General features: G+C 60.7%; 16 protein-coding genes. 3 read left to right on the plus strand and 13 right to left on the minus strand.

Annotation, left to right across the window (positions count from 1 at the left end):
• Nucleotides 1-4: 4 nt before the first annotated feature.
• Nucleotides 5-577 (minus strand): xanthine phosphoribosyltransferase, encoded by a 573-nt coding sequence (locus ACYZT5_RS25405; protein WP_020799401.1) that lies wholly within the window; start codon nt 575-577, stop codon nt 5-7.
• 56 nt (nt 578-633) lie between these two features.
• Complete coding sequence (gene rep / locus ACYZT5_RS25410; RefSeq protein WP_010465157.1) at nt 634-2,643, minus strand: DNA helicase Rep; 2,010 nt, start codon at nt 2,641-2,643, stop codon at nt 634-636.
• 286 nt (nt 2,644-2,929) lie between these two features.
• Here rep and ACYZT5_RS25415 point away from each other — a divergent pair, with 286 nt between their 5' ends.
• Nucleotides 2,930-4,603, plus strand: a complete 1,674-nt coding sequence (locus tag ACYZT5_RS25415) for a putative bifunctional diguanylate cyclase/phosphodiesterase (RefSeq protein WP_462047901.1) — start codon at nt 2,930-2,932, stop codon at nt 4,601-4,603.
• 126 nt (nt 4,604-4,729) lie between these two features.
• Here the strand turns inward: ACYZT5_RS25415 and ACYZT5_RS25420 are convergent, their stop codons facing one another.
• The gene (locus ACYZT5_RS25420) at nt 4,730-6,127 is read right to left on the minus strand and encodes a NorM family multidrug efflux MATE transporter (RefSeq protein WP_462047902.1); all 1,398 of its coding nucleotides are present in this window, start codon (nt 6,125-6,127) and stop codon (nt 4,730-4,732) included.
• A 176-nt stretch (nt 6,128-6,303) separates the two neighbouring features.
• On the opposite strand from ACYZT5_RS25420, the gene ACYZT5_RS25425 reads away from it, so the two are divergent.
• Together ACYZT5_RS25425 and ACYZT5_RS25430 are read left to right on the plus strand one after the other, a co-directional pair.
• Nucleotides 6,304-7,224 (plus strand): LysR substrate-binding domain-containing protein, encoded by a 921-nt coding sequence (locus tag ACYZT5_RS25425; protein WP_462043669.1) that lies wholly within the window; start codon nt 6,304-6,306, stop codon nt 7,222-7,224.
• A 182-nt stretch (nt 7,225-7,406) separates the two neighbouring features.
• Entirely contained in the window at nt 7,407-9,383 is a 1,977-nt protein-coding gene (locus ACYZT5_RS25430) for a methyl-accepting chemotaxis protein (RefSeq protein WP_462047903.1), read from the plus strand.
• Between the two features lie 141 nt (nt 9,384-9,524).
• Here the strand turns inward: ACYZT5_RS25430 and ACYZT5_RS25435 are convergent, their stop codons facing one another.
• From ACYZT5_RS25435 to ACYZT5_RS25480, 10 genes are read right to left on the minus strand one after another with little or no spacing between them, the layout of a single operon-like run.
• Nucleotides 9,525-10,949, minus strand: a complete 1,425-nt coding sequence (locus tag ACYZT5_RS25435; RefSeq protein WP_462047904.1) for a vWA domain-containing protein — start codon at nt 10,947-10,949, stop codon at nt 9,525-9,527.
• A gap of 57 nt (nt 10,950-11,006) precedes the next feature.
• On the minus strand, nt 11,007-11,513 hold the full coding sequence (locus tag ACYZT5_RS25440; RefSeq protein ID WP_462047905.1) for a hypothetical protein: 507 nt from the start codon (nt 11,511-11,513) through the stop codon (nt 11,007-11,009).
• A gap of 4 nt (nt 11,514-11,517) precedes the next feature.
• The gene (locus ACYZT5_RS25445) at nt 11,518-12,249 is read right to left on the minus strand and encodes a hypothetical protein (RefSeq protein ID WP_462047906.1); all 732 of its coding nucleotides are present in this window, start codon (nt 12,247-12,249) and stop codon (nt 11,518-11,520) included.
• A gap of 46 nt (nt 12,250-12,295) precedes the next feature.
• A complete protein-coding gene (locus tag ACYZT5_RS25450) occupies nt 12,296-13,840 on the minus strand; it encodes an SUMF1/EgtB/PvdO family nonheme iron enzyme (RefSeq protein WP_462047907.1) in 1,545 nt (514 codons plus the stop codon).
• The gene (locus ACYZT5_RS25455) at nt 13,830-15,053 is read right to left on the minus strand and encodes an ABC transporter permease (protein WP_462047908.1); all 1,224 of its coding nucleotides are present in this window, start codon (nt 15,051-15,053) and stop codon (nt 13,830-13,832) included. The genes ACYZT5_RS25450 and ACYZT5_RS25455 overlap by 11 nt, the downstream gene beginning before the upstream one ends.
• Entirely contained in the window at nt 15,037-15,759 is a 723-nt protein-coding gene (locus ACYZT5_RS25460; protein WP_462047909.1) for an ABC transporter ATP-binding protein, read from the minus strand. The genes ACYZT5_RS25455 and ACYZT5_RS25460 overlap by 17 nt, the downstream gene beginning before the upstream one ends.
• A gap of 10 nt (nt 15,760-15,769) precedes the next feature.
• Nucleotides 15,770-17,761: a vWA domain-containing protein gene (locus tag ACYZT5_RS25465; RefSeq protein ID WP_462052308.1), complete on the minus strand. Its 1,992-nt coding sequence runs from the start codon at nt 17,759-17,761 to the stop codon at nt 15,770-15,772.
• Nucleotides 17,761-18,777, minus strand: a complete 1,017-nt coding sequence (locus ACYZT5_RS25470; RefSeq protein ID WP_462047910.1) for a hypothetical protein — start codon at nt 18,775-18,777, stop codon at nt 17,761-17,763. The genes ACYZT5_RS25465 and ACYZT5_RS25470 overlap by 1 nt, the downstream gene beginning before the upstream one ends.
• A 3-nt stretch (nt 18,778-18,780) precedes the next feature.
• The gene (locus ACYZT5_RS25475) at nt 18,781-21,495 is read right to left on the minus strand and encodes a putative virulence factor (RefSeq protein WP_462047911.1); all 2,715 of its coding nucleotides are present in this window, start codon (nt 21,493-21,495) and stop codon (nt 18,781-18,783) included.
• Complete coding sequence (locus tag ACYZT5_RS25480) at nt 21,492-24,557, minus strand: virulence factor SrfB (RefSeq protein ID WP_462047912.1); 3,066 nt, start codon at nt 24,555-24,557, stop codon at nt 21,492-21,494. Before ACYZT5_RS25480 ends, ACYZT5_RS25475 begins: the two co-directional genes overlap by 4 nt.

Genomic DNA, 24,557 nt, shown 5'->3' on the forward strand with positions numbered 1-24,557 from the left:
GGAGTTATTCGATGAAGGTCACAACGCCGCCAGCCAGCGACTGAACCCGAGCCAACGATTCAACGCGATAACCCTGCGCATCCAGTTCCGCACGGCCGCCCTGGAAGGACTTCTCAATCACGATACCCAAACCAGCAACCGTAGCGCCGGCCTGTTTGATGATCGAGATCAGCGCTTGTGACGCCTTACCGTTGGCCAAAAAGTCATCGATGATCAGCACGCGGTCGCTGCTGGTCAGGTGGCGTGGGGAGATCGCCACGGTGCTTTCGGTCTGCTTGGTGAACGAGTAAACGGTCGCCGACAGCAGGTTTTCGGTCAAGGTCAGGGACTGATGCTTGCGGGCGAAAATCACCGGCACGCCGAGGTTCAGACCGGTCATGATCGCCGGGGCAATGCCAGAGGCTTCGATGGTGACGATCTTGGTGATGCCCGAATCCTTGAACAGCGTGGCGAATTCGTCGCCAATCAGCTTCATCAGGGCCGGGTCGATCTGGTGGTTCAGAAAGGCGTCGACTTTCAGGACCTGGTCGGAAAGCACGATGCCTTCTTCGCGAATTTTCTTGTGCAGTGCTTCCATGAAGCTTTCCTCTAATGACGCCTGTGCGTCTAAGGCTGGTTAAAAAGTAGTCGATTCTAGCGCTTTAACATCGCGCGTATATCCGCCAATGCGGTATTACCGCGAACAGCTTTGACTTCAACCGGTGTGTCGTCGTTGCCTTCCCAGGCCAGGTCGTCCGGCGGCAGCTCATCGAGGAAGCGGCTAGGCGCGCAGTCGATGATCTCGCCGTATTGCTTACGCTTGGCGGCGAAGGTGAAGGCCAGTGTCTGACGCGCGCGGGTAATGCCGACGTAGGCCAGCCGGCGTTCTTCTTCGATGGTGTCGGCTTCGATACTGGAGCGGTGCGGGAGGATTTCCTCTTCCATGCCCATGATGAACACGTAAGGAAACTCCAGGCCTTTGGAGGCGTGCAGGGTCATCATTTGCACACCTTCGGCGCCGTCTTCCTCTTCCTGCTGACGTTCCAGCATGTCGCGCAGGACGAGTTTGCCGATGGCGTCTTCGACGGTCATCTCGCCTTCTTCGTCTTTTTCGAGCGTGTTCTTCAACGCCTCGATCAGAAACCAAACGTTACCCATGCGGTAATCGGCGGCCTTGTCGCTGGAACTGTTGGTGCGCAGCCAATTCTCGTAGTCGATGTCCATGACCATGCTGCGCAGCGCCGAGATCGGGTCTTCGCCGGCGCACTGCTCGCGGACCTTGTCCATGAAACGCTTGAAGCGCGACAGGCGATCGGTGAAGCGGGCATCCAGATGCTCGCCCAGACCGATTTCGTCGGTGGCGGCGTACATCGAGATTTTGCGTTCGGTGGCGTAGTTGCCAAGCTTTTCCAGTGTGGTCGAACCGATTTCCCGGCGTGGGACGTTGATCACCCGCAGGAAGGCATTGTCGTCGTCCGGGTTCACGATCAGGCGGAAGTAGGCCATCAGGTCTTTTACTTCCTGACGTCCGAAAAAGCTGTTGCCACCGGACAGGCGATACGGAATCTGGTGGTGTTGCAGCTTCAGCTCGATCAGCTTCGCCTGGTAGTTACCGCGATAGAGAATCGCGAAATCGCTGTACGGCCGATCCGTGCGCAAGTGCAGGGTCAGCAGTTCGACGGCCACCCGTTCGGCTTCGGCGTCTTCGTTGCGACAGCGGATCACGCGGATCTCGTCGCCGTGGCCCATCTCGCTCCACAGCTGCTTTTCGAATTCGTGCGGGTTGTTCGAGATCAGCACGTTGGCGCACCGCAGGATGCGGCTGGTGGAGCGATAGTTTTGCTCCAGCATCACCACTTTCAGGGACGGGTAATCGTCCTTGAGCAGCATCAGGTTTTCCGGCCGCGCGCCGCGCCAGGCATAAATCGACTGGTCGTCGTCACCGACCACGGTGAACTGGTTGCGCGTGCCGATCAGCAACTTCACCAGCAAATACTGGCTGGCGTTGGTGTCCTGGTATTCGTCCACCAGCAGGTAGCGGACTTTGTTCTGCCATTTTTCGAGGATGTCGGCGTGTTCCTGGAACAGCTTCACCGGCAGCAGGATCAGGTCGTCGAAGTCCACCGCGTTGAACGCCTTGAGCGTGCGCTGATAGTGGGTGTAGACGATGGCGGCGGTCTGCTCCTTGGGGTTGCGTGCGTTTTCCAGGGCTTCGGGCGGCAGGATCAGGTCGTTCTTCCACGAGCCGATCATGTTCTTGATCTCGTCGACGCCGTCGTCGCCCGAGTATTCCTTCTGCATGATGTCGGTCATCAGGGCTTTGACGTCGGTCTCGTCGAAGATCGAGAAACCCGGTTTGTAGCCCAGCCGCACGTGTTCCTTGCGGATGATGTTCAGGCCCAGGTTGTGGAAGGTGCAGACGGTCAGGCCGCGGCCTTCGCCGCCCTTGAGCAGGGTGCCGACCCGTTCCTTCATCTCGCGCGCAGCCTTGTTGGTAAAGGTCATGGCAACGATGTACTGGGCGCGGATGCCGCAGTTCTGGATCAGATGCGCAATTTTGCGCGTGATCACGCTGGTCTTGCCGGAGCCTGCACCGGCGAGCACCAAAAGAGGGCCGCCGACGTAGCTCACGGCTTCTTGCTGCCGGGGATTGAGTCGGGACATACGAAATCAGGGAGTCGTTTGCGAAATGGGCCGGCATTTTAACAGGCTCAGCGAATTGTGCTGCTCTCTCCGACTTGTGACGCAGCACGCTATCTATATTTGCCGGTTTTGATACTTTCACGCAGGATGCGCGATGAGTTTGCGTCTACTGTTCGTCATTCAAGATGTCTACTGTTCGTCATTCAAGATACAAAGCAACGGTTGATAACCGATGTCATTTGGTCATTGGTTACCGGCGCTGCATAATGCCCGTCGCCTACATCTTTGCAAAGTCTAGGGAGCTAGCTTGTCTACGCCTGTCGAACCCTTGCGTTTGCTGCTACTGGCCGAAGAGCCAGCGTGGGCAGCGTTGTTGCGCGAGTGTCTGGCTCCGATGGGGGGCTCGGCCGTGCTGATCAGCGCGCCGAGCTGGGAGTCGGTCAGCAGTCTGTTTGATGACAACCGCAACGCGGTGTTATTGACGATCCCGGCACTTCAGCCTTTACCTGGCCGTTGCAGCCTGCCGACGGTGTTGCTGCTCGACCATGAGCCGCTGTCGCCGCCCGATGGTGTGAGTGACTGGTTGGTGCGCGATCTGCTCGATCCCGGCATGTTGCGCCGTTGCCTGCGCCATGTGCGTGAGCGCGGCGTGCTGGAAAACACACTGCAGCGCCTGGCCGAGCAAGACCCGCTGACCGGCATCGCCAACCGCCAGGGTTTCCAGACCTTGCTGGCGGCACGCCTGGCGGAAAACGACGGCCGCGGCCTGGCCCTCGGTCATCTCGACCTCGATAACTTTCGTCACGCCAACGACGCCCTGGGCCATCAGGCCGGTGACCGGCTGATTCTGCAAGTGGTCGCGCGGCTGAAAAGCCAGCTTGAGGCCGGCGATCAACTGGCGCGGTTGGGCAGCGATGAATTTGCTCTGCTGATCGACACTCGTCGCGCGCCTCAGCGCGCCGAATGGATGGCCGAACGCATTACCGAAGCGTTGGCGGAGCCTTACTGGGTCGACGGCGAAAGCCTGTTGATCGGCTCCAGCCTCGGTATTGCCTACGCCCGGGCCCAGGCGGGCGCCGACCCGCTGATGTGGCACGCACACATCGCCATGCAACAAGCCAAAAGCACTCAGGGCTGTACCTTTCACATCTTCAACGAACGCATCAATCGCAATGCCCGCAGCATGGCTGACCTCGAAAGCGAGCTGCGCCGGGCGTTGCGTCGGGATGAATTGGAACTGCATTACCAGCCACGCCTGAACCTTGAGGACGGGCAGATCGTCGGCCTCGAAGCTTTGGTGCGCTGGCGTCACGCCGAACGGGGTTTGCTGCCACCCAGCGAATTCGTGCCGCTGGCCGAGCAGAGCGGTTTGATCGTGCCGTTGGGTTACTGGGTGATTTCCCGGGCCCTGCGCGATATGCAGGCGTTGCGTGAACGGGGTTTGCCGGCGTTGCACATGGCGATCAACCTCTCGTTCCGGCAGTTTCAGGACAGCCAGTTACTGTCGACGCTGAGTCGGTTGATTGCCGAGCGCGGCGTCGAGGCGCAATGGCTGGAGTTCGAACTGACTGAAACCGCGGTGATGCGCCGCAGCGATCTGGTGAAACAGACCATGGATGCCCTGGGGCGTCTGGGTGTGCGCTTTTCCCTGGACGACTTCGGTACCGGTTTCTCTTCGTTTGTGCACCTCAACAGCTTGCCCATTACCTTGCTGAAGATCGACAAGAGCTTTGTCGGCGGCATGGAACAGCGCGAAGAGAATCGCAAACTGGTCCACGCGATGATCAATCTGGCGCATAACCTCAACCTCGAAGTGGTGGCGGAAGGCGTGGAAACCCTGGAGCAACTGGATTTGTTGCGCGGGTTTGGTTGCGATCAGGTGCAGGGTTACCTGATCAGCAAGCCATTGCCGTTGGCGGAGTTGGTTGAGTATTTGACCTTTGGCAGCAGCCAGCAGCCCGCACTGGAAGTTGTGGTTTAACGGCGCCGAACCTGTAGGAGCGAGGCTTGCCCGCGAAGGCGGCGTGTCAGTTAACAGAGATGTCGACTGACACGACGCCTTCGCGGGCAAGTCGGATCGCCGCACCGCTCGCTCCTACAGGGGATCTCAGTCAGGTTGAGGGACTTCGAAACGCTGCTGTGGCGAAGGCTCCCGCCGAATCATCCGCGTCATCTTCCGCTCAAACGCCAGCGTCAAACTCACCGCCGCGCACGCCAACCCCAGCGCCAATCCCCACCAGACGCCCGTTGGCCCCCAATTCAAATGGAAGGCCATCCACCAGGCGGCTGGCGCGCCAATCAGCCAATAGCACCCCAAGCCCACCAGAAATGTGGTCTTGGCATCCTTGAGCCCGCGGATGCAGCCCATGGCGATGGTTTGCGTGCCGTCGAACAGCTCGAACCACGCGGCGACCGCCAACAGGCTCACGGCCAGGTTGATGACTTCGCGAAACGCCGGGTCATTGTGGTCCAGGAACAAACCGATCAACTGATTCGGCAGCAACCAGAAGACCATTGCGAAGCCCAGCATCGCTGCCGCGCCAAAGGCAATCCCGACCCGTCCGGCCAGCCGTGCATCCAACAGTTGCCCAGCGCCGTAGTGCTGACCGATGCGCATGGTGATCGCATAGGAAATCCCCGCCGGAACCATGAACGCCACCGAGACGATCTGCAGCGCGATCTGGTGCGCGCCCAGTTGCGTACTGCCCATGGTGCCCATGCACAGCGCGGCGAACGCAAACAATCCGACTTCCACCGCGTAGGTGCCACCAATCGGCAGGCCCAGGCGCCACAGTTCCTTAAGGTACTGACGGTTGGGCCGCGACAGGCCCTGACGCAAGGGATAAGCGTCGTAGGCCGGATGCCGACGGATGTGCCAGGCCAGTGCAAAAGCCATGCAGTTGGCGACGATGGCCGTGACCAGCCCGATGCCCATCAGCCCCAGTTTCGGCAGACCGAACATGCCGGTAATCAGCGCGTAATTGAGCAGGAAATTGGCCACGGTGCCGCCGAGGCTGATGACCATCACCGGCGTCGCCCGGCCGATGGCACTGGTGAAGCCGCGCAGGGCCATGAAACTCAGGTAGCCGGGCAGGGCGAACGGCAGGATCAGCAGGAACTGTCCTGCCGCATGGACGTTGGTTTCGGTCTGGCCGAATAGCAGCAATACCGGTTTGAGGTTCCACAGCAGCAGCCCGGCCACCAGCGCCATCAACCACGCCAGCCATAGCCCGGCCTGAGTCAGCCTGGCGGCACCGACGATGTCGCCGGCACCCTGACGGATTGCCACGAGGGTGCCGACCGCGGCGATCACGCCAATGCAGAAGATCGACACGAACGAGTAAGTCGCCGCGCCCAGGCCACCCCCGGCCAGCGCTTCGGGACTCAGGCGCGCCATCATCAAGGTGTCGGTGAGGACCATCAGCATGTGCGCCAACTGCGAGGCAATCAACGGCCCCGCCAGCCGCAGGATGGCCCAGAGTTCGGTACGTGCTGGATGCTTCATGATCATCACGCTCGGCTATTAAGAGAAAAAGGAAAGCCCAAAGAGAACTGGAAGCGTCGATTCTCGGCGCTCTGCAAGGTTTGCACAAAGGGATAAAAAGGATGGGTGGCATGATTAAAACTCATGCGGGGGAGTTTCTGATAAGTTGACGGAATCCCGCTATAGGAGCTTTCCTGATGTCTCGTCGTCTTCCTCCCTTGTATGCCCTTCGCGCATTCGAAGCGGCGGCGCGGCACAGCTCGTTTACCCGTGCGGCCGAAGAATTATCGATCACCCAAAGTGCGGTCAGCCGGCATATTCGTACGCTCGAAGACCATTTTGCCTGTCGGCTGTTTCACCGCAGCGGGCGCAATCTGCAATTGACCGAATCGGCGCGGCTGATCCTGCCTGGCATTCGTGAAGGCTTCACCGCTCTGGAGCGGGCCTGCAATACCTTGCGCGCCGAGGATGACATCCTGCGCATGAAAGCGCCGTCGACCCTGACCATGCGTTGGCTGCTGGCAAGGCTCAGCCGCTTTCGACACCTGCAACCCGGCAATGAGGTGCAATTGACCAGCGCCTGGATGGACGTCGACTCGGTGGATTTCAACCATGAACCGTTCGACTGCGCCGTCATCCTCAGCAACGGGCATTTTCAGCCGGACTGGGAGGCGAGTTTCCTGTTCCCGGAAGAGCTGATTCCAGTCGGCGCGCCGAATCTTCTGCAGGATCAACCGTGGGATGTCGCGCGGCTGGCCAATGCCGAACTGCTGCACCCGACGCCGGATCGTCGCGACTGGCGCAGCTGGCTGGAACGCATGGGGCTGACGGACCAGGTGTCACTCAAGGGCGGGCAGGTGTTCGACACGCTGGAGCTCGGCATGATCGCCGCCGCGCGAGGCTATGGGGTGTCCATGGGCGATCTGCTGATGGTGGCGGAGGATGTGGCTCAGGGACGTCTGAGTTTGCCGTGGCCGACTGCCGTCGCCAGCGGTGAGAATTATTACCTCGTCTGGCCGAAAACACGCCCCGGAGGTGAACGTTTGCGCAGGCTCAGCGATTTCCTCCAAGGCGAAGTTCGCGCCATGGAGTTACCGGACGTCCAGCACTTGAGCTGAATCGATAGAGCCGCCGCAATGGCGGCCTTGAGCCATATCCCGGCTAATTACTCAAGTATTCAGGTTTGCCGCCGAAAGTCTGCAGATGGAACCTTCGTGCAGGTTCGACGTAATTCCCATTTGAAATTTTGCTGAGTGTGCGTCGTGATCAGGATGATCCGGTCACTCGGCCAGGAGCTGTCATGTCTCAACCTCGTGCCCGGATCGCCTCACAGCTTGGTCTTGCGCTTGCTGTGATACTGGCGATTGTCATCAGCGGCAGTACCGTGTTCGCCCTGCGCTCGCTGGACACCGCCAACCTTGCCACCCGCGAAGAGCACCTGGCCAGTGAAGCCCGGTTGCTGGCCGATCAGTTGAGCACCTTTCACGGCACATTGCGTGAAAGCACCCAGCGCTTGGCCGGCCTGTTCGAGAAGCGCTTCAGTGCGGGGCTGAGCGTGCATCCGGACGAACCGGTAGTCGTGGCGGGCGCTCAGACTCCGGGCCTGCATCTGGGCAGCGAAGTCTTGAACAACAACTTCAAGGAAGTCGACGAGTTCAAGCAAATGACGGCGGGTGTCGCCACGGTGTTCGTGCGCAGCGGCGAAGACTTTATTCGGGTCAGCACCTCACTGAGCAAACAGGACGGCAACCGGGCCATCGGCACGCTGCTCGATCACGCTAACCCGGCCTATGCACGGCTGATGGCGGGGCAGAGTTATGTCGGGCGCGCTTTGCTTTTCGAGCGTTCCTACATGACTCAGTACACCCCCGTACGCGACAGCAGCGGTAAGGTGATTGCCGTCCTGTTCGTAGGATTCGACTACACCGACGCGCAGAACGCACAGTTCGCCAACCTCAAGCGCTTCCGTATCGGCCAGACCGGTTCCCTGGCGCTGCTGGATGAACAGAGCAAATGGCTGGTACCGATAGCGGGTGTACAAGCGCTGGATCAGGCGACTCCGAGCATCGTTGGCTTGGCGAAGACGCCGGGCAAGGGCGAGTTCTGGAGCGACAAGTCTGAAGATTTCTACAGCATTGCCGTGCCGTTTGAAGGCGGCCCATGGTCGGTCGTGGCGAGCATGCCGAAAACCGAAATCCGTGCCGTGACCTGGAGTGTCGGTATTCAATTGGCGATTGGCAGTCTGCTGGCGATGTTGATCGCTGTGGGCTCGGCAGTCTGGCTGTTGCGCAGCAAGCTCGCGCCGCTGGGTGATTTGGTGCGTCAGGCTGAAGCCTTGGGTGCCGGTGATTTGAGCGTGCGCCTGAATGTGTCGAGCAACGACGAGATCGGTCAGCTGGCCCGCGCTTTCAACCAGATGAGCCAAGCCTTGTCGACCATGGTCGAGCACATCCGCAAGGCTTCGGGCGAGGTCAACAGCCGTGCCCAGGCCTTGTCCGGTCTGTCCGGTGGTGCCTATGAAGGGATGGAGCAGCAGTCGGGCGAAATCACCAGCATGGCTGGCGCCGTGGAAGAGTTCAGTGCGACTTCGCTGAACATCGCCGACAACATGGGCAACACCCAGCGTCTGGCGCAGGAAAACGCACAACAAACCCAGATCGGTCGTACGTCGATGGACGAAGCGTCCTCATCGCTGGAGCAAATCGCCGGCGCGTTGAACAGCACAGCAACAGTGATTAATACCTTGGGTCAGCGCTCCCAGGAAATCGGCGGCATCGTCGGGGTGATTACCTCGATCGCCGATCAAACCAACCTGCTGGCGCTGAACGCGGCCATCGAAGCGGCCCGTGCCGGTGAGCAGGGGCGTGGTTTTGCGGTGGTCGCCGATGAGGTGCGTAATCTGGCTTCGCGTACGCGTCAGGCCACTGACGAAATTTCCGGCATGATCCAAAGCATTCAGCAGGAAACAGGCAACGCCATCAGCACCATGGAACAGGGCAACGCGTTGATGCAGGAAGGCCTGTCGCGCAACGCCAACGTCGCCAGTGCCCTGGCACGTATCGATGAGCAAAGCCGTTCTGCCGGTCAGCAATTCGCAGCGATCACCACCGCGACTCAAGAGCAGAGCAGTACCGCAACCTTGCTGAGCAGTAACCTGCAAAGCATTGCCCTGGCGAACAGTGAGCAGCGCGAAGTGGTGTCCAATCTGGCGATCACCGCCAAAGAGCTGGAGAAGCTGGCGGCGGATTTGCGGCATGAGGTTGACCGGTTTCGTTGAGTAGCTGCTGATATCGCCTTCGCGAGCAAGCTCGCTCCCACATTGAATCCAGGGTGTTCACAAGTATTGTGTTCACCGCAGGACTAATGTGGGAGCGAGCCTGCTCGCGATTGGGGTCACCTCAGTGTTCAGACTACCTAGTCAGTCGCACTTGGCGTTGCTCGACACTTCCTTGCTCGCCAGTTTCAACTGCTTGCCCAGCTCCGCGGCATCGGTGCTGTTGTAAACCCGGCCACCAGTGTTTTCGGCGATACAGCGCGACGGTCCACCGGCACCGATCTTCACCACGTTGACCCGCAGGCGCGGTTGTTCTCTGGCGATTTGGCGGGACACGGCGCAGACGTCCTTCTGGCAACCGTCCTCACCGTCGACGAACATAACAATCACTGCATCGTTATTGCGCCCGTCGACGGTGCTCGCAGCGTGAGCCAGGCTGTCGGCCAGCGGTGTGCCGTCGTCGGGAACCAGACCTCGAATCCCGTTGATCAGCCGCTGGCGGTCGCCAAACTTGAACACGCCCCGGTCCGGTGTGCTGTTGCAGCCGGCGAACGTGATGAGGCGCGTGTCGATCTTCGGGTCCAGCCCGTTGATCATGCCGGCTAGCGAGTCCTTGGCTACGTCCATGCGGCTGGGTTTGGCAAAGATCCGCATGGTGCGGTTCGCATCCAGGAACTTGTTGAGCTCGTTGGCATAAAACCAGTCCTCGTCGGCTTTCACTGACTTGATGTTCAAATCCATCGAGCCTGAGGTATCGAGCACCACGACAAATTGAGGGATCACTGCGTTCGGCGCTTTTTTGCGGCAAGCAAAGTTGTCCAGCGTCGGTGCCGGTGGCGGGGCGACGACCACAGGTTTTGGCGGCGGGACTGGCTTGGGTTTCGGCACGGGTTCTGGTGCTGGTGCGGGAACCGGAACCGGAACCGGAACCGGTTCTGGCTCCGGTTCCGGTACCACGACAGGCTCGGGAACAGGTTCAACCGGTTTCTCAATCGGCGTAACCACCGGCGCCACTGGCTCGACCGGGACAACTTTTTCCCGGTGCAGGAACCACCAATAAGCCCAGAGCGCCAAGAGCAGCAACAGCAGCGCAAGCAATGCCGCCGCAATCCACCAGCCACGGCGCGACGGCGGTACGACCGGCACCATTGGAACAACCGGCGGCACGATTGGTTTTGGCGGACGCTGGTTCCAGCGCACCACCAGCGGTTCACCATTGAGGCTGTAGAGTTTGTCCAGCTCAGGCGTGCCGAGCAGGCTGCGCAGGTCATCCGCTACCGTGGGCTGACCGCGCTTTTGCAGTTCGTCCGCCAGCTGTCCGAGGGACGTCTGACGCACTTCATAGGTTTCCAGCAAGCGTCGTTGTGCGTCCTCGTTGAGGGCGGCATAGGGCGTGGGTTGGCCACCCAGTTCGGTCCACCATTCCAGCACCTCGCCGCTGCCCATCCGCGGGATGGCGAAGAGGCTGGCGACGGTTGGCGGAAAGTGTTTCTGGATGAGGGCGACTTTCGCTTGCAGCGCACTCATCCCCTCTGGTGTGGCTTGCGCATCCCTGATGACCCGCTGCATGACGACGATTCCTGAAAAGGGTGCAGGCATCCATCGGGATGCCTGCGGGGCGAAAAGTTACTCTTCGTAACCGAGGCTGAATTGCAGCTGATTAACTTTCTTCTGCAACGCCTTCAGTTGTTCCTGCTTGGCTGCCAGCGTCGCGGGTGAGGCCTTGGTCGCGGGCGTTGCCTGCGAGGCCTTGAGCTGCTGCTCGAGCCCGGCAATCTGCTTCTGCACCTGGCTTTCATTGCCATGCCGGGCCTTGAGCGAGGTCAGCAACTGGCTCAGCGACTGGTTCAGCGCCGCCTGGGCTTTCTGTTGGCTGGCCAAGTCGGTTTTGGTGCTCAACTGCTGGGCCTGAATGTTCTCGTACACCTGGCGGAACATCGCGTTTTCCTGACGGGATGCGGTCAGGGCCAGTTCCTTCTGCTTGACCTGATCGCTGTAACCACCGGAGTAGTCACAGTTCATCTTGGTCAACATGCTGCTGTCGCGATTGGTCGCGTCGCATTCGCCGGGCTTTGTCGCGCAACCGCTCAAAGCCAGGACGGCGGTGAGGACCGCCAACTGTCGTAGAGTCATGTGCTTAGCCCAGAGTGATCGCGGAACGCTGGCTGTACAGACCGTCGACTTCCTTCTGCAGGGCGGCGACTTTCTCGTTCATTTTCAGGATGCTCACGTCCACCTTCTTGATCTCGGCGCTGGAGCCTTGCGCACGCTCGGCATCGGCCACTTTGGTGTACTCAGTCACTTTGATGCGCATGTTGCCGAGGTCCTTGCGCAGACGCGCGATGTTCTGGTCGATTTCGGCGACTTCAGTCTGGGCCTTGGTCTTGTCGAGCTTCTTGCGGGCTATGTCTTGTTTGATCTGGGCGAGGCGCGCCTGGTCATCCTTGATCACTTGCTGAGCGGTCGCGGTACGGGCGATGACGTTCTGCGTGTCTTGCTCGACGTCGCTGTTCATCTTCGCCAAACGGGTGGTGGTGTCGGAGTATTCGCTGCGACGTTGATCCAGGTAGTAGTTCGCGCCCATGGCCACACCACACGCGGTAATACCGGCGGCGATGGCGCAGACACCCTTGTTGCTGCTGTTGGACAGTGCGCAACCAAGGATACCGACACCGGCGCCGACAGCGCAGGCCTGGTAGCCGGACTTGCTGAAGAACTGTGCGTCATTGCCCTGAGTCAGGCGCGGGTCAGCACCCTCACTGCCACCGAGCATCGAGCTGCCAGTGTTGGCACAACCAGTCAGCAGCAGGCTGCCGGTGACAACGAAAGCGATCTGTAGCTTGAAGCGAGTCCAAAGGCTGCGCGACATGGGGAAACTCCTTGGTGACGGTGTTGGCTGTTGTTGTTGAGGTGAGTTATTGAGTGACGGTTTTGCAGCTGCTCAGCCAGGCGTCAGTGTCGATCTTCTGCTTTTGCAGGAAGGTCTTCTGATTGGCCCAGTGGGTGCGCAAATAGGGTTTGAGTTCTTGAAGCTGTTTGTTGCGTGTGATGATTTCTTCCATCACCGGCACCTGCGCTTCAAGCAGCGGCTGGCCGTACAAAGTCGCCGATTCCACCAGGCTGCTGGCGTAATAACGGCTGAGTTTGTGCAGGCGATCCTTTTGCTCGTCGAGCTTGCCTTTGCGCATGTCGCAGCTGGCGTCTTTGTCCGCTGCTTCACAATTGAGCTTGTAGTTCTTTTGCAGGAAGTCCACGTACTGGCCGTCGTCGAGCATCTTGGTGCACAGGAACGCACCCAGATTGAGGCTGGCGCGAATCGCCTGGTCGCGGGTTTCTTCCTGCTGCTGGTTGCTGGCGCGCAGTTGATTTTCCAGAGCCTGAAGCTTTTCCTTGAGTGCTTTGTCTTCGACGCCCGAGGCCAGGGTGTTCAGGGATTGAACCGTGCCTTTGTCGGCCGATTCGGTTTCCTTGCTACCGGTACCGAGTTTCTTCCAGCTGCTTTCGATACTGGCGACACGCTCGCGGGAGGTCAGGGTCGGCGAGACCAGCACCAGACGCAGGCCAGTGGTTTTGTTTTTCACCTGGCCTTCGGCGTTGTAGTACGGCTCTTCCTTGCGCAACGCGGTGCGCAGGTCGGCTTGAGCGGTCAGGTAGTTGCCGCCTCGGACCACGTAGCCGCCGGCCTGGCCGTGCTGGCGGTCGAGTTTGTTCAGGCGAAACGGCTCGAACATCATCTCGTCGACGTTACCGAGCATGTCGTGCAAGCCCAGCGGATTGGGCTTTTGCAGGCCGGACAATTGCAGTTTGCCGTTGGACGACTGCGCCCCGGCGAACCACTCGTAGGCATTGATACCTTCAGTCATCGGGTAGTGCGTGTCACGAAACTCGGCGGCACCGACTTCCAGGCCACCGCGCGCGGCAAACTCCCACTCGACTTCAGTCGGCAGGCGCAGGAAGCCCAGCGCGCCGTCTTCTTTGGGCAACTTGTCGGCGGCGTTTTTGCGCAGCCAAAGATTGTACTTGTCGGCCGCTTCGACGGCTTGCACCCAACTCACGGCCACTTGCGGCAGGCGCATTTTGGTGGCGGCGGTGGGGCAGGTTTCTTCGGTCAATGCCGCGTATTGGAGCTGACTCATCTCGTACTTGGCCATCAAGTAGTAGCGGGATTTATCGTTTTTCGCTCCGGTGAAACTGCCTGCGATGAAGGTGGGCCGGGTCTGTTCGACGTAGCCGTATTCCGCGCCGTCCTGACCGATGTTGATCGGGTAGTCATCAAGCGGCCCGGCGACCGGAATGAATACCTTGCGAAACACCATCGAGCCTTCGCAAGGCATCGGCAGTACGACGTCACTGGCCTCGGGCATCGGGTTGTAATATTTCTCTTCCCAGCCCGCAGCCGAGGCATCGAGCAGGTAGCCAAGGCTCAGGGGCAACAGCAAGCCGAAACGTTTATAGCTCACGCAGACTCTCCGCAGGTTCGATGTTGATGGCTCGCACGGCGCCGATCACGGCCACCAGTGCAGCGACCAGAAAGGTCAGGAGCAGAGCGCCGAGGCCATGCCAAACAGTGATGTGGCAAACGAAGCTGCCGGTGGCCTGGCTGCTACCGAGCAAATTGTCGAACAAATGGCTGCCGACGGCATAAAACCCCAGGCCTCCGAGGTAACCGGCCAGGCTCAGCAACAGCGCTTGCAGGACCACGAAACCGGCGACCGCCGTGCGCTTGAAACCCAGCAGACGCAGGACCGCGAGGCTTTTGCGTTTGCGGTCGATGTTGGCCAGAAACGCGCCGACCATCGACGCCACACAACCGATCAGAGCCGCTAGGGCGATAACCCCGAAGATCAGCCCCAGCACATGGTTGATGGCTTTTACATTGTCGATGTCAGCCAGTCGGCTTGACGTTTCGATGTGTTGACCGTTCAGCCAGCGTTCCAGCGGCGCGACTTGATCGATGTCACGGGCATAGAGGCGGGCGCGGGCATACAGCGGTTGCAGATCGCCCAGAGGCTTGCCGGTTTCGATGCCGAATGCGCTGACCTGATAACCGTCGCGAAAGCGCTCCAGGCTCAGCAGCAGGGGCGGGGCGACAAACCCGGCGGCGCGGCCGAAACGGGCGCCGTCGAGCACTGCCAGCACCGTCAGCGTTATCTCGCCGCGCTCATTGACGCCTTCCAGACGGCGCAACGCACGCAGCTGCACGCTGTCGCCGACCTTGGCCTGCAAGCGCTGCGCGGCGCGGGCGCTGAGGATCACTTGATGGCCGGTGGGGCTCCGTTGCGGCAGGTTCAGCTGCGGGTCGCCGGGTTCGGTGGCGATGATTTCCGCACCTTCGACAAACCGTTGCATGCCGATCAGCAAGTCCGCCTGGGCGTTGAGCGAGCGGGTCTGGCCGAGGGCAAAACCGGTCTCGGGACGCTGGCGCACACGCTCGATCCAGGCGCTGTCATAGTTACCGTTGCTGAGCATCTTCACTTCAAGGTTGCGCGGGTCGCGCAGCAATTCGTCCTGCAACTGGCTGACCACGCCGTGCTTGAGGCCGAACAGCAGCAACAAAGGCGCGATCACCGCCACCAGCGACGCGGCGATGCACAACGACACTTTGCGGTCGTGCCAGAGGTCTTGCAGTGCCAGTGAGCCCAGCAGGCGCAGTCGGTCAGTCCATCGGTTCAAACGATGTCTCTCCCTGGCGGCTGATAGCGCCGAGTCGCGGCAAGCCGAAATCCTTCAGCAAGGCCCAGTCATGGGACACAACGAGCGCACTCAGGCCCATGCTCGACACCAGACTCAACAGCAACTCGAACAAACGCCGGGCGCTGTGGGGATCAAGCGCGGCGGTGGGCTCGTCGGCCAACAGCAGCAACGGTTCATGGGCAATCGCCCGAACGCAGGCAACGCGCTGACGTTCGCCGATCGACAACGCTTGCGGTTGTTTATCCAGCAACCCTTGCAGGCGTAACACCTCAACTGCGTGGTCGATGTGCGTGCTCTTTACAGGCATACCCAGCAAGCGGCGCGGCAAGCTGATGTTATCGCGCACGCTTAGAAACGGCAGCAGCCCGCCACTCTGCAAAATGAACCCCAAGTGCCGCGAGCGCACAGCCGCCAAGGTTGACTGGTCATCGCTGGCAAGCAGTTGGGCGATGTCCTGAACCTGCGCCGCTTGCGTCCCGGACCGCGCCGGGCCCAGCCGAAAGCGCTCGAGTTCCACCGGCGCCAGCAACAGGCCGATGGCTTCGAGCAACGTGCTTTTTCCGCTGCCGCTCTCGCCGGTGATGGCGAGGATTTGCGCAGGCCCGACCTGCAAGTGCGGCAGACGCACGTGATGGGCCAGCGCTCCTTCGCCACGGCGCACCAGCAGGTTCTTGATCTCGAGCATGGGCGTCTCGTTAAGGCATCATTTCCAGCGGCACGGGGTACACGTTGTCTCGCGCATCACTGTCCTTTGCTAAAGCGACCCAACGGTCGACGTCAGCGTTGTAACGCTGGTAGTGCCGCAGTTTGGTATTGAGCGTGCGGATAAATTTCTCCTGTGCCAGGCCATCCCAGCTCTTCCAGGTTTCTTCGTCCAGGTTCAGTACTTCGCTCTGATACGGCAGGTCTTCGAGGTACTCGCCGAGCACGCCCATGTCCGCCAGTTTGGCGTTGCCATTCTGCTTGAGCTGATTGGGATCGGCGCCCATGGTCGCGGCCACCGAGCGCAGGCGGTCGAACATTTCCGTCGGCGAGATCAGGCCTTCGTTGGCGGCGTCGAGGATCTGCTTCATCACGTCGCTCAAGTCACTGAGCTGGGACTTGGTCAGCAGCACCCGCACGTCGGTGGTCGGGATGTTCTGCTTGATCAGGTCACGGTCGGTGATCCACGCCTTGAACACCGGTGGCGCCTTGCTGTTGGTCTTCTCACCCAAATAGGCGAGCTGCATGGCGTGGCCGATCAGCGCCGCGTCCTCGAGCATTTTCTTCTCGGCCGGGTCCTGCTTGGCGTTCACCGCGCTACCGATGGCGTCTTCGCCCATGTAGGCGGCCTTCACCTGTGAGGTGATCGCGGTGGCCAGTGCATCGACCTTACGGCCGAACTCCTGAATGTCGCCCGCGTTCACCGGGTAGTACAGCGAGGTGTTGGTGCCTGGGTAGGTCGACAGATTCTGGTACTGCGCCTCGGCCTTGGCGTGGTCCTTGATCCCGGCCGGGGTTTTCAGGTGCAAGGTGTAAATCGCCACGCCAGGATTCGCGGCTTCGAGGCGAACCTGGGAAGCGCTCAAACCGGTCTTCGACAATTTGTCATCGCCTTCGATGGCGCCAGCGTCGGTGATCAGCACCACGTAGCGCGCGCCGAACTGGCTCCAGTCGACCTTGTCGATGCTCTCCATGACACCCGCGAAGGAATCTTCGTCGTAACTGCTGCTCGAGACCTTGGCCTGCTTGAGGTCGGCGACTTTGGCGAGGAAGTCGGAGCTGTCCTTCACCTGAGTCGGGTCGGCGTACATCTTGGTGGTGTATTCCAGTCCCGGCACCGCTTGGGTGTTGGAGCGGAACGCCACCAGACCGAACTTGACCTGCTTGCCGAGGTTCTGCGATTCGATCTGCTGATAGACCTTGCGGATCGCTTCGCGAGTGCGGTCGATGTACGGATCCATCGAAATCGTCGAGTCGATAACAAACACCACCGCCGCGCTGAATGCCTTCAGTTGGCTGGCCGCTTTGTCCTCGGCTTCCTTGCCGCCGGCCGCGCTGCTGGCAGCACCGCCCTTGGTGTTCTTGTCATCCGGCTTGCTGACCGACGCGACGTTGAGCAGGCGCGTGCGGAAACCGCCCTCGGTCATCACTTCTTCGCCGCTCAATACCGGCAGCAGGTAGAACTGCTTTTGCAGGTCGACGAAGTACTCAGGCTCTTCGGCCAGCACGCCGGGGGCTTGCTTGCCTTTCTTCAGCGTGGCTCGCAACGGGGCGACTTTGCTGACCGGGTCCGGCGCATCGAGGATGCCTTCGACGGTGGCGCGTTCCTTGAAGAACAGCAGCCGGTCGCGGTTGGCCGGGTTGGTGAAGGCCAGGGTCAGCTGCATTTTCCAGTCGGTGGTGCAACTCGCCGGCAACCAGCCGATGGTTTTGCCGTAACTGTCGGGGCCGACTTTCAGCCACTCGGCATTGGCCGCCTGCGCGCGTTCGTACACATAGAAACGGCTGAAGACCGGTTGCGCATCACCTGCGGCACCGCCCGCCGTCGGGCTGATTTTGCAGCCCGGCGTGGTCAGTACGCGCTGGAACAGGGTTTTCTTACCGGCCTGAATCAGCGGTTTGTTATCGGCCTGGGACAACGGACTAATGCACAACGCCAACAGCGCGGCGCCGCTCAGCAGGACACGACTCACGGACGAACGCATCACTTCTGCAACTCCTCGAAACGCTGCTTGGCTTCGGCGTTGTTCGGGTCCTGAGTCAGGATGGTTTCATACCAGTAGGCGGCAGTAGCGTTGTCCGCGACCGGGAAGCACTCACTGGCCTTCAGGTATTTCGGGTCGTACTCGCGGGCATAGGCGTTGGCGATAAGAGCGTCGCCGGCCTGGGCACGGTTGGCGTACAGACGCTGGGCGACGCCGCAGTGTTTGCCGGCCTTGGCCTCGTTGATGATCTCCAGCAACTTGGCGCTGTCCGGCGCAGCCTTGATGCAGGTCTGAACGAAGGTCAGCTCGGGCAGGCTGTTCATGCTCTCGAGGGTGCAGGCTTGTGCGTCGGCACTGGCCGGTGCAGCGGCAGCGATAGCCGGGGCGGGTGCCGGGGCACGTTTGAAGAACCAGAACCCGCCGGCTGCTGCCAGCAGCAACACCACAATCGCCAGGCCAATGAGGCCTTTGTTGCTCTTCTTCACCGGTGCCGGAGGTGGCGTGTAGACGGACTCGGTGGGCACCGGCTCAACTTCTGGCTCGGCCGTTGGCAGAAACAGTGCTGGCAGCTCTGGAATCTCTGGTTCCGGCGCGGCAATCGGATTCGGCGTCGCCAGGTTGGCAGCGTCGTAGGTGGAGCGCGTCTGACCACCGGCGGTGGAAGGCAACAGCCCTACGCCCGGACGAACCACGCCTTTATCGGTATGCCCGAGGCCTTGCTCACGCAGTTCGATCTGGAATTGTGAGCTGGCGCTGCCTTCCAGCAGCGGGTCAACCACTTCAGGGCCGATCAGGGTTTCCAGCGCTTCACCGCTGGCACCGACGCTGAAATGCGTGACCTTGAACCAGAACGGGTTGTTGCTCCACGCTTTGTGATCCTGCAGGTAGAAGGCGTCCTGATTACGCTGAATGGAAAACTCCAGGCGCTCATGATCACCCTGCCATTTCTTCACAGTGAGGCACGCCTGGCCAGGCACGTTGGGTTCTAAGGCGAGCAGGTCGACACGAATTGGCATTGCTTATCTCGCTGTGAAGGCTGTGAGCACTTGGCCCAGCCGTTCGTTCTGTTCAGTGGTGATTTCGCGACCGGCGCCATGGCCGGCGTTGTCCAGCGTGATGTAGGCCAGGCCCGAGAGCCAGTCGCCGAGAAACAGCTGCGCCTGGTTCGCCGGTTGCGGTGGCAGCACCGGTACTTGTCCCGGACCGATGTCGGTGTAGAACGAGAACAATGGGGCTTTGGCACCGGCACGGCTGCTCGGGCGCTCGTTGACCGGTTTCTGGATGTAGCCGAACCAGGACACGAAATCGCGCAATACCCGTTGCACTTCCAGCACTTGGCGCTCGACCAGTTGATCGCGCCTCGCACCGCTTTGCGCACGCTTGAGGACCGCACGGCTCAGTTGCCCCGGCAAGTCCTGGCGATAGCCGGCCGTGATCAATTCATCGACCACCGCTTCGAGCAATGCCTTTTCCAGACCCAACAGGTTGAGCAGGCTTTGACGGGTGGTCAGCTCGCGCAGGTGCGCAATCCAGGCCTTGAAAGCGGCTTTGGCAAAACGGTGTTCGTTGCTTTGCAGTTCCGGCGCCGGGGTGCTGGTTTTGTGGGTGGCCGGCGTGCTGTCGTGGCTCAGGTCGTCGCCGAAATCAAAATCGAAACCGGCGTCGTTTCCGTACAGGCTCTGGCTCGGCGCCGGGGCGAGCGGCTCATCGCTGGCGGCGGGCGCGTCATCGGTTTCGTACACGCCGCTGAGGTACAGGTCGCGTACCTCTTCGCTCGGCATGTCGAGCTGATCGATGAGCTCGCCGAGCACGGCCGGGCGACGGCCCAGGCCTGACAGAATCATCTGCGCCTGGGCTTTCTTGGCCGCTGTGGCGCCGTCACCGTCGGCTTGATACCAGGTGCTCAGGCCGTGAGTGGTCAGGCCTTCGAGGCACTCGTTCAACTGCTCGCGGATGCGCTGCAACTTGAACTCGATGTTGGCCACACCGGTGAAACTGCCGCTGAAGTGGCTGATGCCACCGTCATCGTTGCGCAGCATTTCCTTCCAGGCGTTCGCGGGATTATGAATGTGTTTACACACCAAATCGTTGCTGGCAAAACTTGTGCCCAGCGCATCGACGCGTTCCTGGTAGCTGGCGTTGATGCCGGTTTCGGCTCCGCTGGCGTCTTGCCCGATGAACGCCGCATCCATACGCGGTTTGCGCACCAGGAAGGTGTTCTGGAACGGCGTACCGGCCCAGTCGCTCATCCAGCTCAGGCTGCCGAAGCGCTCAAGCATGGTCAGCTTGACCATGCCATTCCAGCTCTCGTCATACTGATCAGGTGTCAGGCTCAGGGAGTTGGTGATGCGCAGGTCGAGCATGGTCAGCGCCCAGATCAGGCCGGTGTCGCGTTTGCTGCGAGCCGCAGCGTCGGCGCCTTGGGTCTTTTCGATCCAGCGGGTCAGTACTGGGCCGACGTCGTTGACGTCGCTCTGTTTGGTCGAGCCGGTGCAGACCACCAGCGCGTTCATTTCCTGGTTGTCGGTGTAGCGTTCGAACAGGTAAGCGACCTTGCCACGCAGAATCAGCTGCGAGACGGAATTGTCCTTGGTGCTGGATTCCGGATCGTTGGAGTTGGCAATCTCGTGCAGCTTTTTACGTCCGCGATAACCGGGGAAGTCCAGCAAGTCGACCTGGTTGACGATGTCATCGGCCGGGGCTTCGATCAGAAAGAAGGTCATCTCGGCGGTCAGGGCCGCCAGTTGCGCAACAGGAATGCCCTGACTGTTTTGCAGGCGTCCGTCGACCTGAGGCCGTACGTCGATCGGCAAATCTCGCGGGCTGCCGAAGCGCTCGAGGATGTCGACGTTCATGATGCTGTCGCGCTGGCTGTAGGTGTCGTTTTCGAAACTCACCAAGGCCTTTAATGGCGCGAATACGGTCTCGGGCAGGCCCAGCTTGTGCAGCGCGCCGGCCAGTTGCTGGTACACGCGCGTCAGCTCGCTTTGCTCACCCCAAAGGATGGAAAACAGCTCGGCACGTTCCTGGAAATTCAGCCGTGGCGCCAGTTGCAACGCCGTGGGCCAATACAGGTGCTCAAGCTTCTTCACCGAATTGCGGAAGTTGTCCCGCAGGTAGTCCCACAGCGACACCAGATCGTCGGCGCTGACACCCGGTTGCATCGGCCCGGTTTCGCGACCTTCGAACGGTTTCAGCACACGCTGGATGCGCTCTTCGTCGATCTCGTAGGAGATCCGCTCAAGGTCGAAATCCTTGAACCAGGAGTTGGCGAGAATCTTCGCCAGCTCGATTTCCTTGAACAACGTCAGCTCGACCGGGAACTGCGAGTCCTGGCTCGGCGTGGCGCGGCGGCTGAAGCGCGTCACCAGGCCGGTGGCCTCCTTGCCGCCACCCACCGGGTTGATGTGCTTGATGAAGTCCAGGCGCTGGCCACCGAAATCGGTTTCCAGTTTGCCGTTCTGGCCGGCCGCGAGCGCCGAAATCAGGTAGGACTTGCCGGCCTGAGACAAGCCGAAAAAGCCAATGGTCATCGGCGTGCAGGCCACGCGACCCAGGCTGTTAGCCAGGTTGCGGGCGCGGTGCAGGCGGATGTTCAGGTTGTCGGCTTCGCTGTCCAGACGCGGTGCGTTACCGCGCGTCTGGCCAATCCATTCCAGCGCCTGACCGGCACCTTCATAAACAGCGGCCCAACTGGCAGAGAGCTGATGTTGATCGGGGGTCAGATCATTCATTTGCGTTTCACACTTCCACTGTCGAGCCAGTACTTGGTCTCGCTCAGGCCGGCGTCGAGCATGGTGTTGAGTTCCAGCTCGAGGTCGCTGCGCGGGTTGAAGTTGACGTTGTTACTGTTGGATTCGATGTCGCGTACCGAGAGGCGGTCGCTGACCAGATCCTGCTTGCGCGTGTATTTGTCGGCCGGTTTGACCTCGAAGCGCACCTTGAGCAGTGGCGCACCACCGTTTTCACCGATCGCGCGGGAAAACTTTTCCCGACCGGCCTTGGTGAAACGCAAGGTGTACAGCGGCGAGGCGGCCCAGCGATCGGCGGCCAACTGACGGAAACCGAGGCGCAGGTCGCCGCGCATTTCCAGCTGCGGCGTGTCGGCGTCATCGCCCACACCGATTTCCGGCAGTTTGATTTTGTAGTCTTCGGACTGGATGTCGCGGTACAGCACGTCGGCATCCTTGATCACGTTGTTCAGGTCGATGACGCCGATGTGCTTGACCGTCGAATACGGCTTGAGCGCCGAAGAGCGGAAGTAGAAGTTCGGCACGCTGTGGTTGGCGCACAACAGGCAGAGCATCGCACCGACCGAAGCGGTACTTTTCGGGTCGTCGATCCGGCCATTCTTGTGGAACGGATACCAGCCGCCGGTGCGGTAATTCTGCAGCGCCAGAATGCGCCCCGGTGGCAGCGGCAGCACCTTGCGAATGAACGCCTGAATGCCGGGCAGTCGCGAAGGGCGGCCGGTCAGCAGCAAGACATCGCACGGGTAGTGCGCGACCACTTCACAGAGCGCGCCGAGGATCTTGGTGATGTTGATCTGATCGTTGAGAAACGCGGCGTGGAGTTTTTGCAGGTCGAAGCCGATCAGCGATTCGTACAAGTCGAAACCGCTCTGGCCACCGACATCGCGGCGCACGGCGGCGTTGACGTAGTCGAGTACGGTCTGACTGATCGCGTTGTCGCCCAGCAACTGGCGGTAACTTTGCGGGCTGACTTCCTGCGGGATTTGCGGGTCGTAATGCTCGTAAGCCTTGAGCAATGCCAGGCCTAATGGTGCGAAAACCTGCAGGTTCAGTTGCTGGCGCAGGATCATGTCCTGCGCGCTGACCGATTCATCGCCACACAACCGCGACATCAGTGAATTCGGGGCTTTGACGCCGGCGTTCTGCAACGCCTTCTCGAAGCTCGGCAGGATGAAGTCCTGAATCACGTCCAGCAGGATGTCGTCGCCAGCCACTTTGAAACCGTCACGGAAGCGCTGCTCGGGCACGATGTGCACGTTGCTGCCGCTGCCGGTGTTGCCGGCGCGGTCCAGGCGATAGTCGGTGATCACTAAGTCCGTGGTGCCACCGCCGATGTCGATGGTCGCCAATGTGATGCGTTCGCGATCAGTCTTGTCGGGCCGGGCGATGGTGTCGAAAAACTCTTCCGGGTGACCGGCGAAGTTCTCATTGACCTCGGTGTACAGGTACACCAATTGGCCGCAAGAAGCTTCGTCCCATTCGACGCGGATGCTCGGGATCGGCGTGCGCGGGCTGACGGCCTGATCCTGATGCGGGTCCTCCTCGCCGGCATGCCAGCCGAGGCTTTTCCACACCAGGCCGATGGCTTGCAGCATGCGTTCGTTGAGGATGCTGCGCTCGGCCTGCGGCATGCCCGGCGGCACGGTCAGGGTGATGCTGTTGAGCTGACGCGGCACGCGGGTGTGGCCCTGGCGCGAGCGTTGAGCCGGGCTGTTGATTTGCGACAGCGCCTGCGCCAGCACTTCGGCGAGCATGAAGGTCATCAGCGAGCTGCGCGAGTAACGCGGCATGAACACTGGCAGACGATCGTCTTCTTCGAGGCTGTAAAGCGCCTCGCCGGTTTCGTTGATCAGGTGCGAGAACGGCGCGGCGGTGGCGTACGGCTCGTTGTCAGTCTTGATGTACGAGCAGTTGAAACGCCAGCCATGGCCGTAGGCGTTTTCATCCCACAAATAACGTTTCGGGCTGGACAGGCCAGTGGAGCCTTCGGTGCCGCGACGACGGCTGGCCAGGCGGCTGGCCTCATTACCGACGCGGGCAATCGTCGCCCACTGGAACGCATCGTGACGGCCGCTCTTGACCGAGCAGTGGTCCTTGCCGAAATACGCCTGGGCGAACTCCACGCGGCTTTCGAACGGCAGGTTGTAGGTGTGCTCGGGGGTGATCAGGTCGCGCAGTTCCAGCACGTAATTCTGCTTCAACCCGGAGCCGGCCTGACCGTGGTTCTCGATCAGAATGCCGCAGGTGCGCGAGTTGCCGACGTCCAGCACCAGGTCCACCGGAATCGGTTTGACCAGGCCATTGCTGTCGTTGGCGACCACTTTCAGTTCAGGGATTTCTACCTTGGGCCGGGCGGTTGATTGCTGGGCGGCCGATGGCGTGCTCAACAGACTCAACAGGTTGAGGTAGTGCGCCAGGTGATGGTTGGCGCGGATGTCGATGTCCAGCTCTTCGCGCGAACGGTGGGTATTACCTTCGTTGAACACTTCGAGCAGCCATTCGTTGACCCATGGCTGCGCCAGGAACCAACGGGTTTCGCTGGCCTTGGTCGCCAGTTTGAAGGACACGCCGGAGCTGATGTCTTCTTCGTTCGGCGCCAGGTAAGCGGTGCCGTCACGCTTGGGCATGACGCGGCTGTCGAAAGCCATCGTCAGGCGGTGGGTGTTGCCGTCGATGTCGGGCGTGGCCAGTTTCACCAGGCGCATGCGCGACCAGTTGCTCGGGCCTTCGTCGAAGCGGTGCGGCGGCATGAAACGGAAAAACGGCGTCGGCAGCCAGACACCGTCCAGCAGATCCAGGCTGCTTTTCATGTCGACGCTGAACGCCGGTTTGGCCTTCTCGACCTTCTCCGGTTCGGGTTCGTAGAAGTAGAAGTCTTTCTCTTCGTTGTACATCAGGCGGCAGATCAGCCCGCTGATCATCGGTGCAAACTCGCCCGCCGGTTCCTTGCGAGGATCCAGGCGCAGCGCGAAATCCATGAACTGGATGCCGGTATCGCTGACGAGCGTGACGGTGTCTTCGAATTGGGTGACTTCAGGCAACAT

Source organism: Pseudomonas sp. LB3P14, from assembly GCF_054898045.1.

Bases quoted from the DNA above. Each gene is read 5' to 3' on its own strand.
- ACYZT5_RS25405 (WP_020799401.1), bottom strand. From the start codon at position 577: ATGGAAGCACTGCACAAGAAAATTCGCGAAGAAGGCATCGTGCTTTCC.
- ACYZT5_RS25430 (WP_462047903.1), top strand. From the start codon at position 7,407: ATGTCTCAACCTCGTGCCCGGATCGCCTCACAGCTTGGTCTTGCGCTT.
- ACYZT5_RS25440 (WP_462047905.1), bottom strand. From the start codon at position 11,513: ATGACTCTACGACAGTTGGCGGTCCTCACCGCCGTCCTGGCTTTGAGC.
- ACYZT5_RS25445 (WP_462047906.1), bottom strand. From the start codon at position 12,249: ATGTCGCGCAGCCTTTGGACTCGCTTCAAGCTACAGATCGCTTTCGTT.
- ACYZT5_RS25480 (WP_462047912.1), bottom strand. From the start codon at position 24,557: ATGTTGCCTGAAGTCACCCAATTCGAAGACACCGTCACGCTCGTCAGC.
- ACYZT5_RS25470 (WP_462047910.1), bottom strand. From the start codon at position 18,777: ATGCCAATTCGTGTCGACCTGCTCGCCTTAGAACCCAACGTGCCTGGC.
- ACYZT5_RS25420 (WP_462047902.1), bottom strand. From the start codon at position 6,127: ATGAAGCATCCAGCACGTACCGAACTCTGGGCCATCCTGCGGCTGGCG.
- ACYZT5_RS25475 (WP_462047911.1), bottom strand. From the start codon at position 21,495: ATGAATGATCTGACCCCCGATCAACATCAGCTCTCTGCCAGTTGGGCC.
- ACYZT5_RS25425 (WP_462043669.1), top strand. From the start codon at position 6,304: ATGTCTCGTCGTCTTCCTCCCTTGTATGCCCTTCGCGCATTCGAAGCG.
- ACYZT5_RS25460 (WP_462047909.1), bottom strand. From the start codon at position 15,759: ATGCTCGAGATCAAGAACCTGCTGGTGCGCCGTGGCGAAGGAGCGCTG.
- ACYZT5_RS25435 (WP_462047904.1), bottom strand. From the start codon at position 10,949: ATGCAGCGGGTCATCAGGGATGCGCAAGCCACACCAGAGGGGATGAGT.
- ACYZT5_RS25465 (WP_462052308.1), bottom strand. From the start codon at position 17,761: ATGCGTTCGTCCGTGAGTCGTGTCCTGCTGAGCGGCGCCGCGCTGTTG.
- rep (WP_010465157.1), bottom strand. From the start codon at position 2,643: ATGTCCCGACTCAATCCCCGGCAGCAAGAAGCCGTGAGCTACGTCGGC.